The sequence below is a fragment of the Pseudomonas sp. P97.38 genome, assembly GCF_001269745.1.
Lineage (GTDB): Bacteria > Pseudomonadota > Gammaproteobacteria > Pseudomonadales > Pseudomonadaceae > Aquipseudomonas > Aquipseudomonas chlororaphis_E.
On record NZ_LHVJ01000017.1, the window covers coordinates 235,675 to 251,954 of the forward strand.

Sequence of the window (16,280 nt, forward strand, 5' to 3'; positions counted from 1 at the left end):
CTGTATAAGTAGCCAGTATTATTCCACAGGGATTGAAGATCGCCTACCCCTGATTTGAGATTTCTACCGAGGCATGCTGCAGCAGCCCCTCTAGCGCGGCCTTCACCGTTTGTCGGCGGACCTCATCCCGGTTGCCCGGGAAAAAGCGCTGCTCACTGGTCACCGTCGCGCCAACGCCCCAGGCCAGCCATACGGTGCCCACCGGTTTGTGCGGCGAGCCCCCGTCGGGCCCGGCCACGCCGCTGACCGCCACGGCGAACCGCGCCAGGCTTTTTTGCTGGGCGCCCTGGGCCATGGCCTCGACCACCTCGCGGCTGACCGCCCCCACCGTCTCGAACAAGCCGCTGGGCACATTCAGTTGCTGGGTCTTCTGGCGATTGGAATAAGTCACGTAACCGGCCTCGAACCAGGCCGAACTCCCCGGGATCCGCGTGATCGCCTCGGCAATCCCGCCCCCGGTACAGGACTCGGCGGTGGTGACATGGGCATTGAGCAACTGCAAGCGCCGACCCAATTCAGCGGCCAGTTCGGTAATGTCGTCCACGGTGCTCTCCAGATTCGACGCGATGAAGGCCTACCGTACACGAGCGGTCGACGCTTGCAAGGCTCGCCGGATTACCGACCCAGGGCCCTGACGTAGGCCTGGCAAGCCTGCAGGGCGATCAATCCGCGGTCGCCGGCATCGGTGATGGCGATAATTCGTTGAGCATGCGCCGGGTCAAGTCGGGCGCGTGGGGCGCCATGATCCATGCCGCTGGCGCCGGCGGCGGCAGGCAGCGCACAGCCGCCGGGGGCATCGCTGGCGTCGAGGAGGACTGACAGCCGGACATCGGCAGTAGCAAGGCGATCGCGCAGGCGATCCTGGTCACGTTGGGCATCGCTCAAGGCTCGGTAGTGGGTTTGTTCGCTGGCCGACAGTTGCTGCTCAAGGGCCTGGCGTCTGTCGGTTTCATGTTGTTGCAAAGCAGCTGCGGCCAAGTTCAATTGATTCAGGGTATCGGCCTGCAACCTGGCCTGGTCTGCCAGAACCCCGCCATAGCGCCAGTCCTGGATTTTCCATGTCACGCCCACCGCCGCCAACACCAGCGCCAGCATAAAAAAGGGGATGAACCTCAGCACGCCCGGGCTCATGACAACACCTGTAACGCCCGCGTATAGAGGACCCAGCGATCAGCCGCACCATTCTGACCACCGTTGATCCGCCGTGTAATTCTGTCGAACTGCCCTGCGTCAGCCAAGGCATTGAGTCCATGGATCGACCAGAACCAAGCTGCCGACTGAGCAGCCCACTGCGGCAGCTCCAACAACATTGGCTCATTGATCAGATCCAATCCCAGGGCTTCACCGCATGCCTGATAGTTAGCTCGGCCGGTAATCTGAATCAAACCCCGGCCTCGGTACCGCTGACCGTCACCATCGGCCGCCGGCGTGTTGCCCAGGCGTAAGGCCAGCGGGCCGGTATCATACTTCGACAGATAGATCTCGTTACCCAACTCTCGCACGTAGCGCAGTTGGCCGGACTCATGACCCACCTGGGCGATGAATGCGGCGACCCGACTCCGACCGATAATCTGGTAGCGGCCCATGGCGGTGTTCAAGACAGGTGCAAAAACGCCGGCGCTGGCGCCGGCGTTCGGGAGTATGCGCAGCAGTTGCGCTTGAGAGATAGACACGGCGTGCTCCTTGATGCGGTTGAGGGCTCGCTCCCACATGGCAAACCGTCAGGCCTTGGCGTCGAGGCAGGTTGCTTCGATCTTGCAGCGATAGCTTGTTTCCCGGGTGCCCGTGGCAGTGACTTTGTCGATCGACCAGCGCCCGCGCATGAAGGCCGGCCAGGTCGGGTCCAGCAGGACGATGCCTTCGGCGGATAGGCCCGGGTGGCCTGGGCATTCGATGGTCACCTTGAGGGCTTCGCGCATCAGCCTGCGTACTTCGCCTTCAGCGGCGGCGCGGGCATCTTCTGCGCTCTGAAAGTGTTGGCGAAGGATCTTGAACGGCGCGATGCCGCTTTCCTCCACCTGCACCTTGCCGGCCGCCGGGTCCCACCAACGGGTCTTGCAGCCTCCGTATTTAGCCCGGGCATTGTCATCCAGGATGGCGGAGATGAAGGCGTGGTCGCCAGGACGATTGTTCGTCGTCACTGACAGTTGGACCTGCGGCAGAACCTTGCCCGAGAGCGATTTCGCCTGGCCGCGCCGAGCCAGCACATACAGCTCGTTGATCGGTTTGGCGACGGCGTCATAACGGTGAGCCAGGCGTGTCAGGAACCCCATGTCGGTTTCGTTGGACTGGTCGATGTGCTCGATTTTTATCAGTGACAGGTCCGGCGCCACACGCGGCGAAAAACCGTGTCTGGAGGTCAGCTCACGAAACAGCGCGCCCAATGTCGTCGGGCCATGGCTGACGGACCGGCGCTGCTTGAATCCACTCTGATCCGCCGCACTGAATGGCGCCGCCATGGCCACCACGGTCAAACGCAGGGGGAACAGCGTCGGCGTGAGTCGGGTGATGACGAACTCGCCCTTGTCCACCAGGCCGGACTCCAGGTAACCCACCCGCAGACCGATTTTTCCGCCCAGGCTGGGCAGCCCTTCGAGTCCTTCCAGGCTGATGATGAGGGTCAACTGATCCGACTCGATCCCCGCGGCGTCGACATGCGTCCAGCTGAACAATCGCTCGTTGAGCAGTACCGCGTTCGCTCCATAGATTTCCACTGCTGGTGTGAAACCCAGTGACATGTTGCCTCCTTAATCCCAAGCCGATACCGGTGCGGGCGCCACGGGCTTCAAGTCCACTTCAGGCAAGACCACCCATACTCCCGCCGGCAGTACGGGGCCCCATTCCGCCAGCCCAGGGTTGAGCGTCCACAGCGCTTGCTCGACGGCATCGTCACAGCGCTCGAGCTCGCGATACAGCAACAGATTCACCGAATCACCGGCGATACTTCGAACCCTACGCATTGGCGAACTCCGTCAATTCAATCGCCCAGCCGACCACCATCGCGGTGCCGTCATCAATGACCTCGGTCTGGGTCTCGGTGATCTTGTTGATCTGCCACAGCCCCCAGTTGCGGCCAATGCCGTCAACCAACGGCACCGGGACACGCAACGCCTGCAAGGCGCGCAGTTCATCGAGCCGGTCCATCGCCGTGGCGTACATCGACTTGCCCGTGATGGTCAGGCCCTGCAGGCCCTGTCCGACCTGGCTCGACTTGGGTTTGCTGGTGAGGATGTCGATGGTCTTCCAGCCGCCGTCCGAGCTGCGTACCAGGCTGTGGTACGCAAAATTCCTCGACAGGCCAAAAATGAAACTGCCAAGTGCCATTTGCTGACGCATCACGTCACTCCGTCAGTCAGGGCCGCGTCACTGCGCATGGCCAGTGAGTTGGGCATTGTGGTAAGTCCGAATTGGGCCGTGATCTGCTGTACGACCAGATTGGCCAACTGGCTGGCGCTGGCCTGGTCCTGGCCGTTGATGTAGATGTTTGCAGTCAGGGTGTTCTGTTGTGTGGTTGCCTGGGAGCTGGTCAAGTCTTTGCTAATCTGCTCTGGAGCGGCGAGTCTGTCGGTGGGGGCGACGAGTTTTTCACCCAGGGTCGCGCCGGCATCGCTCCCCAGCCAGCCGCCCAGCAATCCGCCCACCAGACCACCAATGGCAGTGCCGATGACCGGAACGACACTGCCCAAAGCGGCACCGGCCGCAGACCCCGCAGCAGCGCCTGCCCAGCCGCCACCCGCAGCGCCCAGGCCTGCGCCCATCATTCGTTTGTCGCCGGTAAGTACACCCTCGGCCACGTCAGCGACGGCACCGACTACTTTTAATGGGCCGGGCGCCCTGCGGGTCATCGAGCGTAATGAGGCCGTTGGTCCGAGTGAAAAACGCCCTGCGCCTCCCAGTGAGCCTCGTGTACTGACGCGTATTTTCGTCCTGCTCGTGGATTCGGGACGCTGGCTGGCATTGCGTGCATCCAGCTTGTCCCCACGAGGATTTCTGAAATCTTCGGAGATCACTTCCCCCAATCGGCCGGGAAGGTGCGGAGCGGCCCGCCCCAACACCCACTTGGCCACCTGATTGGACATCTCATCCCCTACGGCTTTGAGCAGCACGCCCAGCAGCGGTTTGATCGCTGCGCCAATCAACACAATGGCCGCAGCGGCTTTAGGTGAGGACTCAGCCAACTCACTCATGCCATCGGCCAACGACCCCAGCCACTGGAAGGCGGTATCCGCCGAGGGCATCAAGGCATTCCCCGTGGCCACCGACAAACGCTCGCTGCGGGCGTTGAGGACGTTGAGTTGGCCCTGCCGGGTGTTCGACAGTGCCAATGCGTCCTGCCGCACCGAGCCGTTGTTGCCCAACTGTGAAGTAGCGTATTGGCCTGGATCCTTCACCTGCCAAAATGCGGTGTTCACATCGTCGAGTTTCTGCGACATGCGCAGCACCGCTGCATCCCCAGCTCCAAACAGCGAAGAGGCCAGGGTCGAGCGTTTTTCGGCCGGCTGCGCGTCCAAGGCCGCCAGCACCGACATCACTGTCCCCGGCGCAGCGTCCTTGTCACGCAAGCCGCTCGCCACCTCTTTGGGATCCAGCCCCAGTTGCTTCCAGGCCGCTTGCTCGGTCGCGGAGGCCTGCTCGCCCTTGCTCAGGGCTAGGGTGAAGCTCCCCAGCGCTCCTGCGGCGTCATCCGCTCGCGTACCGGTTCTCAGTAGCGCAGCCGTCAATGCCGCGGCCTGGGCGGGGGACAAACCGGCCGCCGTCGCAGCCGCCGCATCGTCACGTTGCAGAACGGCGCCGATCTCGGCCGGTTTGGCCCCTCCGGGCAATTTGCCCAGGTGGTTGATGGCGTCTGCCAGGTCGAAGGCCTGGGCACCGTTGAGCGCCAGGGTGGTGCGCCAGCCGAGCATCATCTCGGCGACCTCCATGGCCGGCACCCTGAACGCCGACGAGACCACACCAGCGTCGCTGGCAAAGCGCAGCAATTCAAACTGCCGATCCGAGGCATTGGGCAACTGACTGCCGACGCCGGCCTGGGCAGCCAGGGTTTCAATTTTTACCAGATCGACCGTCTTGGTCGCCCCGGCCGCAACCAACGGCGCGCTGGCAATCTGCTGGGTACCCTGGGCCATCTCCCGGGCCTGGCCTGGGGTGAATTTGCCTGCCTGTTTCAGGTCGGCCAAAGCCAGATCCATGGCCATCGCCGGTTTGAGCAGGTCCGGCGGCTCGAGGCTGCCCGTCTCTTTTTTCTCATTGGCCGGTTCACCCTTGGCACCGGCCGTTACTGCCTGGGTGAGCAGTCGTTGCGACGACAGCTTCAAGGTCAATGACTCAATGGCCGTCGTCAGCAGGCCGAGCTTGAGCCCGACGCGCTCCAGCGCCAGATCGAGCGCGGACAGCCGTCCCGCCGAATCCGGTGCGGGCACGCCGCTCGTGACGGCCATGGTCAGGCCGGTGTTGCCAAACGCCAACCCACGCTCATCGAAAGCCGCGTACTTGAGCGAATATCTATCGTCCGCCATCCCGCTCTACTCCTGTTTCACGCCAAGGCGAGTGATCGCAATGTCGTAACGGCGCAATGCCTTGCCGGCGTCCCACTCCAGGATTTCCGCCTCACTTACCGAGTAAATGAGCGGCACCACATCGAGGATCACTTCGATGTCGCGCTCCGAAAGAAGTCCGCCGGTTTGTTTAAAAAATCGTCGATGCGCACCTGAAGCTGGGTCCAGTCAGGCACGGTCAGCAGGCCCAGGTCGGGGATCATCAGGCCGGTGCAATGGGCGGTGATGAACTCGGCGCGTTCCTTGGCCGTCTTCAGTTTTTTCATCGCCTTGGTGGCCCGCAGCACCGGCATTTCCAGGGTCAGCGAGGTCACGCTGCGCCCCGCCACGTCGAGCGGCTGCAGCAGTTGCACCTGGTCGGGGTCGACTGGGGCGCGCCCCTCGGCCAGGTCGAGAAAGTGCGATGCCGGGCGGGTCGACATCTCATGGACGTACTGCGCGATGCTCACGTAGTCCGGACGCTTGAGCTGGTCGAGTTCCTTGACCGACAGGCCGGTGGCCAGTTTGGCCAACTCGAAGAACTGGTCGTCTTCGTCATCGCCAGCGCGGGCCAGGGCGTCTTTTTGCGCAGCGTAGTACAGCGGTTTGAGGGGGATTTGCTCGATCAGTGTCTCGTCGTCACCGGTGATCGGCGACAGCAAGACGTGAACGGGAGGCGTCCAGGACATGGAATCAGTTCCTTGGTGAATACTGGGAAGGCGCAACACGGGGCAGTTATCGCAAGTCTCTGGCGAACCGAATTCCTCTGTGGGAGCGGGCTTGCTCGCGAAAGCGGTGGGTCAGGCAACTTTAATGTTGGATGTGCTGGCGCGTTCGCGAGCAAGCCCGCTCCCACAGGGACTGCGTTTAACTGACTGTCATTGCGAATGCTGCGGTGATTAAGGCAACAACACCGCGCGGCGGGCATCACCGAGGATGTCGACGCCGTTGAGCACGAACTTCTGGGTGCGCACGTCGATGTCGATCACCGGGACGCCGTTTTCCAGGCGGTTGTAGGTGCGGCAGGACAGTTCCAGGGTCGTCGTGGGTTTATCACCCATCTTCAACTTCGCCTCGCTCAGGGATTTGAGCTTGCCGCCGACGGTGTGATAGGTGAACCAGGTATTGCCATCCTGGTCTTGCCCCGCTTCACGCACGTTCAGCAGGATGTCGTCGCCCAATTGCACACCCAGGGAGAGCATGACTTGCGGCCCGGCACCTTGCAGGATCAGCGAGGCACCGAGGACCTTGCCGCTCTTGGCCATTTCTTCGGCGATAAAGCGGCCGCCGGCCATGGCTTCCATGTCGAACTCGATCTTCGGCGGGGTGAACTCTTCCACGGTCGCCGACAACGGCAGGCCTTGCAGGGTGGCCGCAATGGCCTGTCTTACGCGGTTGGTAAACATTAGAGAACGTCCTCCAGGAACTGCTCGATGATTTCATCACGGGCATTGAGTTGATAAATCATGTGTTCGTTTGGCGCGTAGCGGCCGTAGTCGATCACCACGTACCAGGTGCCGTTCTTGTACTTCTCGACGCTGTTCAATTCCGGATGCAGGTACACGCTGCCGCCCGGGATGGTTTCGTCGGCCACCAGGGTTTGCAGCCAGTCGTTGATGCGCTTGACCTCCTGGTCCATGAAGGACTTGGTCAAATTCTTCGCCATGGCCTTCTGGCCGGCCTTGACCAGCTTGCGGCTGATGGCATCTTCCAGGCCGACGTAGCTGATGAACTTGCCAGTGATGGAGCGGTTACCCAGCAGCGAGAAACCACCGAGGATGGTCCGGGCGTAGTAGCTGACGCCGTAGCGGTTGAGCAGGTCGCCTTCGGTGGAGGTGTCGAGGATGTTGTATTCCACAGTGCGCGAAACGTCTTCGGCGTAGGTCACCTGGTTGCCTGGGCTCTCCCATTGCTTGACCTTCGCGAGCGCGGCGATGGCCAGGCTCGAAGGGGCCAGGAAGACGTTCTTCTTCGCGGCCTTGGAGTACACCGCCGGCATGTTGTGCACCACCAGGCAACGGTCGAAGCCCAGCTCCGCGCCGCCCAGCTCCTGGCTGTAGGTCACCTGGTCGGCGACCGATGCGTCCTTGCCATCGAGCACCACCCGCGCCTTGATGCGCTTGCCGAACGAAGCGAATTCGCTCGCCACCGCCTTGCTGGCAGTAAAGCCCGGGGCACCGATGATGGTCAGGTCCTCGGCCACCCCGCTCAACGCAGCCAGGCCGAGTTTGCGACCGGTCTGCGCCTCGATACCGCCGATGACGTTGTTCTGCGTATCGGCCGGGGTCGCGCCCTCTTCCACGATGACCACGTAGACCGGCACCTTGACCACTTTGAGGATCTGGTAGACCGCCTGGAACAACGTGCCCGCCTCGACACCGGTCGGGTCCAGCTGGGCCTGGGTGGTGAAGCTGTTGATACGGAACGGGGTGTTTTTCGGGATCAGCGGGTTGGCATTCGGCGCGGTGCCGACCAGCCCGATGACGTTGTCGCCCAGGCCACCCATGGCCTCGGGAGATTCAGTGGCATTGACGGTAATGCCGTTGTGCTCGAAGTTCAAAACCTCAGCCATGGTTATTCAGCCTTCTTGGCAGCGGCCTTTTTGGCCGGTTGGGAGGAAGAGGCCACGTTCGCGGCCTCGGTGTTTTTCAGCGCCAGGCGACCAGCGCTGCGCAACGCACTGGCCTCCACGTCGAGCAGGTCGAGTTCCTGGCCGACGCTCGACCAATGGCCACCCCCGATGGGGAATGGCAGGAGTACGGTGTAGGTTTGGCGTGGTGCCATTTGCGGTTCTCCAGATGTAAAAAAGCCCCTGGGAAAGGGGCTCTACGTTTTTTGACGGATAAGAAAACGCCCCGTCGGTGCGGGGCGTTTAATGGGGTTGCTCTGGCAGCCAATCCGGCGCTGCTGGTCGATGGTCGGTCTGCGGAAACTCGCCGGTCGCCGGCCAGTTGCGCAGGGCGCGACGGTAGGTTTGCAGTTCGATGTATTGATCGGATGAAAGCGTGGTTTCTACGCCATCCTCAAGCTCATCCCGATGACGCGCTACAGCGCCATCAGTCAATAAGAGTTGCCTGTTTCGCCAGGTGCGCTCAATGAGCGCCAGTTGGGCGGCCATGGGGGGTGGCGGATCTTGCAGCTGAGGACGGCCATCGCTTCCCCTACCGATGATTTTAGCCTCCAACCGAGGCTCAAAGAGCGCTGCATGATCTTCATCCGAAATCTCAATGCCCCCGTTATCGATCAGCTCGAATGCAAATCGACCATCTTCCTCAATCCACTTAGCAAACATAGATAGTTACCCTCAATAGCCGATGGCCAGCCAGTTGTAACCGCCGACAGTTACCGCAGCATTGTTGCCCACCACGTTGGTTATATAACCCGTAAAACCAGTACGAGTCGGTATGCCGGACTGACAAACGGATGGATTCGTCGCCGAACTACCGCCTGCGTACATCGCCCCCACATACATGCAGGCCGTGGGGAATGCGACAGGAAAGGTGACTGGCACAGTACCGGAGGCGACATCCGTTGAAGCATGTCCAATCTTGAATGTCCAACCGCTGGGTAAAACTTGATGAGCGGAGTTTCCAAAAACCCCGGCGAACATGGCTGAATATCGAGCCGCCACCGTTCCGCCGACCAGACGCCACTCCCCGGACACTCTAGTAAACAGCGCAGAATCACCCTGGCCCAGCACAATAGGCACCGTGATGCCGCTTGTACTTGTCAGGATATCGCCTCCTGAGGTCAGCAACGTCACGGCACCGGCCCCCGCGCTCAGTACCATGATCACGGCGCCAACTGGTACTTGCCCGGTAGGTGGCAAGGTAATATTCAGTGCCGTCGCAGAGGCCGCACTGACGACCCCGCCTATGCTTCCATACCCCAATACCGTGCTGGTACCGACTGAGTTGAAGTTGGACCACTCCACCCCCATCCGCTTTGCGAACTCGGTAGTTGCCAGCAACTTACTACTGTCAAATTGCGCTGCGGCCGCCCCAAAGACTCTGGAGTATTGCAACTGCGCCGACCCGGCTGCCCACCAGGCACCCGCACCATTGCCGGTCAACTCCAGGGTCGCACCCACTTGCAGGTCAATGCTCGTAATCTGACCGGCACCCGAGTTGATGTTGTCAGCCCCTGCGCACACAACGGAGACAATGCTGCTGCCGATGTTCCGGAAATGAATCGTGCCCCCTGCCGGCAGGGCACTGACCGCTGGCAACGTGATGGTGAAGGCTCCGATGGTTGTAACCAGCGTACCAACAGCCGACGCGGTCAACGTGGTGGTCGTGGTCAAACTCGTAAAACCGCGATAGTTGCCAGCGGCGCGCATGACATACTCAGTCGTTGCCACCGCCTTCGTGTTATCGAAGAGCGGCGGTGTGGTCGCCGTGGGGTTGATCAGCGCTGGCGCATTGAGCGGCGCAAACCCTTGCGTCACGTTCTGGAACGTCAGTGCCGTGCTTCCCAGTGCAATCACACCGTCGGTGATCAACTGCCAAATCGTGTTGGCCAGCATCGCCCCCTCTTCGACCGAGACAATCAACCCCGAGGTGACTTCGCCATTCGCGTCGGCATCCTTTGCACGTGCCCAGGCGCTGTTCGCAACAACGTAAATGCCGTTGTCTTTCGCCAAGGCCTGGGATTTAACCAGCACCCGGTCGCCAGCGACCACGGCAATTCCATCGATAGCTTGCGCACCGCTCAGCACAATGTTGGCGCTCGTCGCTACCCGCACCGACTGCTTCCTGTCGAGCTTGGCAAGCTCGTCGGCGACGTAACCTGCCACCCAGGCACGGGTCGCCTTGACGACCGTATCGTCGATCAGCAATGTCACCAGCTCGGCATTGCTGGTCTCGAAAATCGAGCGGATGTAGAACTCTTTTCCAGAGCCGGAAGTCGCCAATACCGGCTTGAACGATTCCGGGTATTTGACAATCGCGTACAGAATCCCGCTGTCGGTCCAGATCCCGGCCTCACGGACATACCAGCCTCCCACCTCGGGTGGGATGGTCACTTCGGCCAGCAGCCAGCTGGGGTTCTTCTCGTCCTGGAACAGCGCATTGAGCGGGCCCCGCCACACTTCGCGCTTGAGTGCAGTGGCGGTGGCCGCCGGGTTATAGACCGCACCGCCACCGTCACCAACGGACAGTTGCGACAGCTTGATCGGCAGGCCCGCAGCCTTGCAGGCGGTTTCGTAGGCGATGCCTGCGTCGGTGAGCAGGGTGTAATAGTCAGCCATTAGGCCCCCTGGGGATAAATAGTGGATGTTTCAACGCTATAGAGCCCGGCGGCCCTAAAGGCCTGGCCCGAGGCTTCAAGCCCCTCGATGACAATCGGGTACACCGTAGTCAGTTCGCCGCAGAGCGTGGCGGCCGCGATGACATGACGGCCGAACGCACGCAAGCCGACGGAGACCGTCATGGTGTCGCGCTCGCTTTTGGCATCGGCCAATCGACGATCCAGACGGGCGTCGATTTCTTCGCTATAGGGCTGGTCGGTGTAGGCCCTGACAGAAAAACTGTAGGGTGGGCCCGGCGGCGTTTGCTCATGCCAGGCGCGCACCTCGGGCATCAGCTGCAAGCCCTTGGCAGCATTCTCCAGGGCCTTTCGCGTCCCCGCCTGCCGCGTGGTAGGCCAGGCCAGCTCGACCGTCAGGCGCTTCTCGACCTCGGGCGCCTCGGTGCTCCATTCGCGAACACCACGATCCGCCGCGAGATACGGCAAGAACGCCACGGGAGTCGCCTGCGGGTTCATCAGCTCTGGAAACGGCGGGTCGATACGTTCGAGCAGCCGGGCGAACCCCCGGTCAAGCGCCCTTTCCAATGCTGAACTGTTGGCCGGCAGCAAACCTGTACGAGAAGTGTCGTCACTCATAATGTATGCACCTGCACTTCGACGCCCGTGCAATAAGGGGCCTGGAACGCCGTCGTCACGATCGGCGCGAGCGGCTCGAGGATTTCAAGCTGGATCGCACCGGCGCTGTGCAGCGTGTAGTCGATCCAGCTCGGGTCCACCCGACCTTCCAGGCGATGACAAGCCTCGGCATACGCCTGCAACTGCTGCACGGCGGCGACCTGGGTCAATCCTGAATCCGGGCCGGCATTGATCTTTGCCACGACGCGGATCTTGTAGTTCTTGATTTGCGCGGCCTGCACGATGACCCGGTCCGTTTCCGGCCGCACGTCCGGCCGGGCGAAGTGCTGGCGAACGCCCGCCAGCAAGGCTTCGGACGGTGTGCCATCACCCTCGCGGGCCAACACCGTGACCGTGACTTCTCCGGGGGCCGTGCGGCGTGCGTTGCCATCCTTGACCTGCGCCGCGTAGCCGTCCGGATTGAAGGTGTATGTGACCGTCAGCACACCCGCGGAGGCGTTTTCCACCTGCACCATCGGCCGCTCGCCAAGGGTGAAAATCTCTCGTCGATACTGCATCCGGGAGCCCGCCGCCGGCGCATGGGGCGCCAGGTAATAACGCAACCGCGCGTCATCATCGCTCTCGTAGATCGGGGCAATCGGCGGGAAAGCCGCTGGGTCGCCGGGGTCAAGCAGCTGGCGCTCCAGCCCCATGTCGGCGAGACGAGCATCAAGGTTGCTGCCGGTGGCCCACCACGCCAGCATCTGCTTGATGCGGGCGTTGTATTTTCGCTCGTGGGTTTGCAGCCGCACACAGAACGCCTCAAGGGCCAGCGTCAGCAGTTCACTTTCATTTTCGAGACTCTCGACCAGCTTGGCGCCACTCTCGGGAGAACGTACGGCGACGTACTCGACGACGAACGTCTTGAACTCCGCCAGCAGGTCCTCGAACGCCTCGACGGTGACAATGGCCGGTTCGGCCAACTGGTTCTGGCCGGGGATCAACATGCTCATGTCACTACCTCGAAAGTCTGCCTGCGGTTTTTCCAGGTACCGGCGAAACGCAGCAACAGGCCGGCGCCCTGGCGACTGGCGACAATGACCTGTGGTTCGAAATCGCCGATACCGTTGTGGGGGTTATAGAAGGCTTGGGCCGCATGGCTCTGGGCAAGGATCAGCAGATCATCGCCAAGGGTCTGCCCCAGCAGTTGCGTGAGTGCACAGCCATACAACGGACGTTTCTGCCGAGTGCCCAAGGGCGTGGTCAGGGCACGGGTGGCGCGCTGCACGAACTGCGGCCAGTCGTCGACTGTCGCCCCGGTCGTTCGATCGATTCCAATCATGGGAAACCTCTTATGAGGGACTGATAACGCGCCCTTGGTGATCCACCAGCGGGCCGCTGAAATGCACTCCGGATGCATCGAGCCGCAGGCCGACGGCACCCATTCGCAACTCGATGGCATCAGCGGTCATCGTCAACCTTGACGGGCCGATGCTCAGTTCAAGGGATTCACGGGCACCGCTGAACGCAGCCGGACCGTTCTTCCAGTGCAGGATATGGGCGCTATGGTCGTAGCCGTTTTCCGTACCGTCCTGATAGAGACGACGGGTCAGCGAGGCTTGGGTCGAGACGGGCGGAAACTGACCACCGTTGAGGCCGAACAGCGCCACCGATTGCCCGCCGCTCTCGCCGCCGCCATGGTTGAGCAACAGGCACTGCTCGCCCACGGAAGGAATCCGCGACTCGCTCTGGGCGCCGGCGCTCGGGTTGAAAAAGCGGATCGCCGGCGTCAGCAAGTCACCGTGACTGACCCGGCAAGTGTTGCTGGCCGCGTCGACCTCCTGGCATACGCCAATCCGACAGACACTGTCGGCCCGACGATGCAGGTCTTCGAGTTCGGTTTCCATCTTGGCCAGGCGCTCGATGAGCGGCGCCAGGTGCATACGTAGAAACGCATCAAGCATGGGTCAGTCCTCGAGAGCGGTGTATTGGTCCGGGTCGTCGATGTCAGAGACTTCCCAGGTGCGGGCAAACAGCGGGATACCTGTCGGATCCTCCAGCATGGGTTGACCGAAATAGAGCGTCTGGACGAAGGAAACGGCCCAAGTGTTGTAGGTTTGTTCGGCGAACGCCCAGCTCGAGGGTTGCGCCACGAGGGTCGTGGGCACGTCGCACTGAGCCCCCGAGATACCCCAGCGGTTATCCGCGATGACGTCCATCAAGGCCGCGGCCAGATCGCAGGCGTCGAAGTCCAGCCGCCCCGGCAACAGGCATTGCAGGGACACCGACAGGGCATGAGCCCTGCGACCGTTGGCTGCCAGGATGCCGGCGGAGTCGCCGTCAATCGCAATCAACACCCAGGCCTCGCCGCCAACGGCAGTCACGTCCTGGCGACTGCCAACGTTCAACTCGGGGAAAGCAGCGCGTAGCGCATCGCCCATCGCAGTGCAGAACTGCGAAGGCTTGTGGATAGAAAGGGTGGACATGACGGGTTTCCGTTCAATGCACGCCGCTTGGTTGCAATGCCTTGCAGGGGCGGTGCAGGTAGGTTTGTCTACGGCTGATCGGGGTGAGAGTCGCGGTCGGCAGGCCCGGCCACCCCAATGCGCTTGGCCACCCAGCGCTCATAGAGACCAATGGCCACGTCGGCCCCGGCCATGGCGGTCAGGCAGCCAAAGGCACAGGCACTCCAGATGGACATGCCCAGGGCATACAGCAGCATCGTCGCCGAGACGCCGCACACCACGCAGGCGCCGGAGCGCAGGGCCACGCGGCGCAACAGCGACCAGCCACGGGCGCCCTCCTTGTCGGCGCGCCACATCTCGCCGGACACCCCGCCCACCAGGGCGAGCACGATGACCAGCCAGATCGGCATGTCCAGCAACGCTTGTTGCTCGTTTGTCATGTCATGCCTCCTGGGGGGATGGATGAAATATGTAGGAAGGCAGTGCAAAAAAGCCCGGCACTGGACCGGGCTTTCAAAGACACTCCGTTTAGGGCAACTCTGGCCAAACAATACCCAGCGGAAAACCGGGTTGTTTGTTGACTTGGGTGAAAGCGATGCAGTAATCCTTGAAGGCAATCAAATAAGCCTGCTCGGCAGCGGTAGCCACGCCCAGATCGACTTTGAACTGCAATCCCGAAGACGCCACCTGGGCCATGACAGCATCGAGCCGCCGGCTTTTTTCCAACTGCATACGCTCGCCAAGCTCAGTCTGCGGCTGCCAAGGGAACTCGGGGCTAAACGACCAGACCCCATCAGTATTGAAGGCGCTGTAGTCGTAATCGACCTCAGAGCGGCTCCTGCCGGTAACATCAACCCAGAGTTGTTCGGTTGGGAATTCTTCAGAGATCGGGTTGACGGTTTCGTAGACGTTGTCGACTTTACCGTTCACGACACGTGCGTATTTTTTCATGCTTATATCCTTATTTCTGTGCCGGCACTCCGGCACTCTTCGATCTGCCTACTTCAGGTAGGCATTCCAAAAAGCCCGGGGTGAACCGGGCTTTTCAGTAATGCGGTCCTTCACCTTCCCTGGCCGATGGCCTGAAGGAAGTTGATCTTTCGGCGCGACTGGCGCGGTACGGATCCATTCAAATTGTTCCTCCGACCGCGGCCCCTGCCCGCCGGATAACTGCTTCTGGTGCTTTACGCTGCACACCCGGGTCAGTTGCCAACCCTCTGAACCGTTGAGGCCGGTTCATCGCTGCCTGTTTGGTGAAACTAAAGAGCGGTTGTCGCCAGCCGCTTTGTCGAGCGGCTTGGACACAGAATATGCATGTATGCATATACGGTCAATGCATTGATGCATTTATTTATGCACAACAAATGCATAAACGCATCGAACGCCCGTGAATGCGGGGCTCAGAGGGCTTTCGGGAGCGAAAAAAAACCCGCACAACGGCGGGTTTTTATCTGACAGGGGAAGGGTTAGCGGGCGTACATGCCCCACCAGAAGACATGGCCAAGGATGACGATCTGCTCTTCCTGCATGTCCTGGAAGCTGTAGTCCTCATCCGGATGTTCATCGCGATTGAAGCTGCGCAAGCGGATACCGGTGGGCAGTCGATAAAGCTGTTTGACCCGCAGTTGGCCATTGTGATTGATGGCGTAGAGGTCGCCGTCGACGATGTCGCCGATGCTGCATCGAGCCACATTCACCCCGACCGTGGCGCCGTCGCGCAGCACCGGCAACATACTGTTGCCGCGTACCGTCACGCATTTGGCCTGGTCGAACTGCACGCCGTTATGGCGCAGGCTGCGCTTGCCGAAGCGCAGGCTTGAGCGCTCGCTCTCTTCAATGACGAATCTTCCTGATCCAGCAGCCAATTCAACCTCACGCAGAAAAGGGACCGACACCTCGTCTTCCTCGACGGGGGTCTCGTCGTCCCACAGGCTTATGTCCTTGAGCTCGGCATGGGATTCGTCGCGACGACTGCCGCCGGCAGCGGCCACGTCCGCGCGCCCGCGCAACTGGTCGGTGCTCACGGCGAAGTACTCGGCGATCTTCGAGATGTGTTTATCCGAAGGATCGACGATCTTGCCGCTGAGGATCCGCGAGAGGGTGGACTGGGGCACGCCGGTACGCCGGTGAAGCTCCGTGGGGGAGATCCCGTGCTGGTCGAGCAGTGCTCTTAATACGGTCGAAACGTTGCGTTTTTGCATAACGCGCATAGTGCTTGTTCTTTTTGCAGAAAACAAATGCTGTTTTGCATAAATATGCAAATTGCAGCCTTTGCATTCATTGTGGCGAGGGAGCTTGCTCCCGCTGGGTTGCGAAGCAGCCCCCCTTTTGTGAGCGCTTCGCACTCAAGCGGGAGCAAGCTCCCTCGCCACGGAATCGCCCTACATACCCTTAGGAAAAGGCTACGCCCGGCTCTTCG

General features: G+C 61.4%; 21 protein-coding genes. All 21 read right to left on the reverse strand.

Annotated elements, in window-relative coordinates:
- Nucleotides 1-43: 43 nt before the first annotated feature.
- The 21 genes from AD664_RS14960 to AD664_RS15060 all read right to left on the reverse strand — a co-directional run bounded on the left by AD664_RS14960 (nt 44) and on the right by AD664_RS15060 (nt 16,062).
- Complete coding sequence (locus AD664_RS14960; protein WP_053147563.1) at nt 44-544, reverse strand: CinA family protein; 501 nt, start codon at nt 542-544, stop codon at nt 44-46.
- A gap of 71 nt (nt 545-615) precedes the next feature.
- On the reverse strand, nt 616-1,095 hold the full coding sequence (locus AD664_RS14965; protein ID WP_256207104.1) for a lysis system i-spanin subunit Rz: 480 nt from the start codon (nt 1,093-1,095) through the stop codon (nt 616-618).
- Nucleotides 1,096-1,127: 32 nt separating this feature from the next.
- A complete protein-coding gene (locus tag AD664_RS14970) occupies nt 1,128-1,673 on the reverse strand; it encodes a glycoside hydrolase family 19 protein (RefSeq protein WP_053147624.1) in 546 nt (181 codons plus the stop codon).
- Nucleotides 1,674-1,721: 48 nt separating this feature from the next.
- Nucleotides 1,722-2,738, reverse strand: coding sequence for a contractile injection system protein, VgrG/Pvc8 family (locus AD664_RS14975; RefSeq protein WP_053147566.1), 1,017 nt, complete (start codon nt 2,736-2,738; stop codon nt 1,722-1,724).
- A 9-nt stretch (nt 2,739-2,747) separates the two neighbouring features.
- Nucleotides 2,748-2,960 (reverse strand): tail protein X, encoded by a 213-nt coding sequence (locus AD664_RS14980; RefSeq protein WP_053147568.1) that lies wholly within the window; start codon nt 2,958-2,960, stop codon nt 2,748-2,750.
- Entirely contained in the window at nt 2,953-3,336 is a 384-nt protein-coding gene (locus tag AD664_RS14985; protein ID WP_053147570.1) for a phage tail protein, read from the reverse strand. Before AD664_RS14985 ends, AD664_RS14980 begins: the two co-directional genes overlap by 8 nt.
- Nucleotides 3,336-5,516, reverse strand: coding sequence for a phage tail tape measure protein (locus AD664_RS14990; protein WP_053147572.1), 2,181 nt, complete (start codon nt 5,514-5,516; stop codon nt 3,336-3,338). Before AD664_RS14990 ends, AD664_RS14985 begins: the two co-directional genes overlap by 1 nt.
- Nucleotides 5,517-5,644: 128 nt before the next feature.
- A complete protein-coding gene (locus AD664_RS14995) occupies nt 5,645-6,223 on the reverse strand; it encodes a phage tail assembly protein (RefSeq protein WP_053147574.1) in 579 nt (192 codons plus the stop codon).
- A 210-nt stretch (nt 6,224-6,433) separates the two neighbouring features.
- Nucleotides 6,434-6,940 carry a phage major tail tube protein gene (locus tag AD664_RS15000; RefSeq protein WP_053147576.1) on the reverse strand — a complete coding sequence of 169 codons (507 nt, stop codon included), beginning with the start codon at nt 6,938-6,940 and terminating at the stop codon, nt 6,434-6,436.
- Nucleotides 6,940-8,106 (reverse strand): phage tail protein, encoded by a 1,167-nt coding sequence (locus AD664_RS15005; RefSeq protein ID WP_053147578.1) that lies wholly within the window; start codon nt 8,104-8,106, stop codon nt 6,940-6,942. Before AD664_RS15005 ends, AD664_RS15000 begins: the two co-directional genes overlap by 1 nt.
- A gap of 2 nt (nt 8,107-8,108) precedes the next feature.
- Complete coding sequence (locus tag AD664_RS15010; protein ID WP_053147580.1) at nt 8,109-8,318, reverse strand: hypothetical protein; 210 nt, start codon at nt 8,316-8,318, stop codon at nt 8,109-8,111.
- Between the two features lie 88 nt (nt 8,319-8,406).
- Nucleotides 8,407-8,826: a hypothetical protein gene (locus AD664_RS15015; protein WP_053147583.1), complete on the reverse strand. Its 420-nt coding sequence runs from the start codon at nt 8,824-8,826 to the stop codon at nt 8,407-8,409.
- A gap of 12 nt (nt 8,827-8,838) precedes the next feature.
- Entirely contained in the window at nt 8,839-10,782 is a 1,944-nt protein-coding gene (locus AD664_RS15020; RefSeq protein WP_053147585.1) for a phage tail protein, read from the reverse strand.
- Nucleotides 10,782-11,417, reverse strand: a complete 636-nt coding sequence (locus AD664_RS15025; protein WP_053147587.1) for a phage tail protein I — start codon at nt 11,415-11,417, stop codon at nt 10,782-10,784. The genes AD664_RS15020 and AD664_RS15025 overlap by 1 nt, the downstream gene beginning before the upstream one ends.
- Complete coding sequence (locus AD664_RS15030) at nt 11,414-12,409, reverse strand: baseplate J/gp47 family protein (RefSeq protein ID WP_053147589.1); 996 nt, start codon at nt 12,407-12,409, stop codon at nt 11,414-11,416. The genes AD664_RS15025 and AD664_RS15030 overlap by 4 nt, the downstream gene beginning before the upstream one ends.
- Nucleotides 12,406-12,738 (reverse strand): phage baseplate protein, encoded by a 333-nt coding sequence (locus tag AD664_RS15035; RefSeq protein ID WP_053147591.1) that lies wholly within the window; start codon nt 12,736-12,738, stop codon nt 12,406-12,408. The genes AD664_RS15030 and AD664_RS15035 overlap by 4 nt, the downstream gene beginning before the upstream one ends.
- A 10-nt stretch (nt 12,739-12,748) precedes the next feature.
- The gene (locus tag AD664_RS15040; protein WP_053147593.1) at nt 12,749-13,360 is read right to left on the reverse strand and encodes a phage baseplate assembly protein V; all 612 of its coding nucleotides are present in this window, start codon (nt 13,358-13,360) and stop codon (nt 12,749-12,751) included.
- 3 nt (nt 13,361-13,363) lie between these two features.
- The gene (locus tag AD664_RS15045) at nt 13,364-13,882 is read right to left on the reverse strand and encodes a hypothetical protein (RefSeq protein ID WP_053147596.1); all 519 of its coding nucleotides are present in this window, start codon (nt 13,880-13,882) and stop codon (nt 13,364-13,366) included.
- A 68-nt stretch (nt 13,883-13,950) separates the two neighbouring features.
- Entirely contained in the window at nt 13,951-14,301 is a 351-nt protein-coding gene (locus AD664_RS15050; protein WP_053147598.1) for a phage holin family protein, read from the reverse strand.
- An 88-nt stretch (nt 14,302-14,389) separates the two neighbouring features.
- Nucleotides 14,390-14,812, reverse strand: coding sequence for a tail fiber assembly protein (locus tag AD664_RS15055; protein ID WP_053147600.1), 423 nt, complete (start codon nt 14,810-14,812; stop codon nt 14,390-14,392).
- Nucleotides 14,813-15,327: 515 nt separating this feature from the next.
- Nucleotides 15,328-16,062 (reverse strand): XRE family transcriptional regulator, encoded by a 735-nt coding sequence (locus tag AD664_RS15060; protein ID WP_053147625.1) that lies wholly within the window; start codon nt 16,060-16,062, stop codon nt 15,328-15,330.
- Between the last annotated feature and the right edge of the window lie 218 nt (nt 16,063-16,280).

What these genes read in the sequence shown, in the direction of transcription:
- AD664_RS14965 (WP_256207104.1), bottom strand. Translation starts at nt 1,095, where the DNA reads ATGCTGGCGCTGGTGTTGGCGGCGGTGGGCGTGACATGGAAAATCCAG.
- AD664_RS14975 (WP_053147566.1), bottom strand. Translation starts at nt 2,738, where the DNA reads ATGTCACTGGGTTTCACACCAGCAGTGGAAATCTATGGAGCGAACGCG.
- AD664_RS14980 (WP_053147568.1), bottom strand. Translation starts at nt 2,960, where the DNA reads ATGCGTAGGGTTCGAAGTATCGCCGGTGATTCGGTGAATCTGTTGCTG.
- AD664_RS14985 (WP_053147570.1), bottom strand. Translation starts at nt 3,336, where the DNA reads ATGCGTCAGCAAATGGCACTTGGCAGTTTCATTTTTGGCCTGTCGAGG.
- AD664_RS14990 (WP_053147572.1), bottom strand. Translation starts at nt 5,516, where the DNA reads ATGGCGGACGATAGATATTCGCTCAAGTACGCGGCTTTCGATGAGCGT.
- AD664_RS14995 (WP_053147574.1), bottom strand. Translation starts at nt 6,223, where the DNA reads ATGTCCTGGACGCCTCCCGTTCACGTCTTGCTGTCGCCGATCACCGGT.
- AD664_RS15000 (WP_053147576.1), bottom strand. Translation starts at nt 6,940, where the DNA reads ATGTTTACCAACCGCGTAAGACAGGCCATTGCGGCCACCCTGCAAGGC.
- AD664_RS15005 (WP_053147578.1), bottom strand. Translation starts at nt 8,106, where the DNA reads ATGGCTGAGGTTTTGAACTTCGAGCACAACGGCATTACCGTCAATGCC.
- AD664_RS15010 (WP_053147580.1), bottom strand. Translation starts at nt 8,318, where the DNA reads ATGGCACCACGCCAAACCTACACCGTACTCCTGCCATTCCCCATCGGG.
- AD664_RS15015 (WP_053147583.1), bottom strand. Translation starts at nt 8,826, where the DNA reads ATGTTTGCTAAGTGGATTGAGGAAGATGGTCGATTTGCATTCGAGCTG.
- AD664_RS15020 (WP_053147585.1), bottom strand. Translation starts at nt 10,782, where the DNA reads ATGGCTGACTATTACACCCTGCTCACCGACGCAGGCATCGCCTACGAA.
- AD664_RS15025 (WP_053147587.1), bottom strand. Translation starts at nt 11,417, where the DNA reads ATGAGTGACGACACTTCTCGTACAGGTTTGCTGCCGGCCAACAGTTCA.
- AD664_RS15030 (WP_053147589.1), bottom strand. Translation starts at nt 12,409, where the DNA reads ATGAGCATGTTGATCCCCGGCCAGAACCAGTTGGCCGAACCGGCCATT.
- AD664_RS15035 (WP_053147591.1), bottom strand. Translation starts at nt 12,738, where the DNA reads ATGATTGGAATCGATCGAACGACCGGGGCGACAGTCGACGACTGGCCG.
- AD664_RS15040 (WP_053147593.1), bottom strand. Translation starts at nt 13,360, where the DNA reads ATGCTTGATGCGTTTCTACGTATGCACCTGGCGCCGCTCATCGAGCGC.
- AD664_RS15045 (WP_053147596.1), bottom strand. Translation starts at nt 13,882, where the DNA reads ATGTCCACCCTTTCTATCCACAAGCCTTCGCAGTTCTGCACTGCGATG.
- AD664_RS15050 (WP_053147598.1), bottom strand. Translation starts at nt 14,301, where the DNA reads ATGACAAACGAGCAACAAGCGTTGCTGGACATGCCGATCTGGCTGGTC.
- AD664_RS15055 (WP_053147600.1), bottom strand. Translation starts at nt 14,812, where the DNA reads ATGAAAAAATACGCACGTGTCGTGAACGGTAAAGTCGACAACGTCTAC.
- AD664_RS15060 (WP_053147625.1), bottom strand. Translation starts at nt 16,062, where the DNA reads ATGCAAAAACGCAACGTTTCGACCGTATTAAGAGCACTGCTCGACCAG.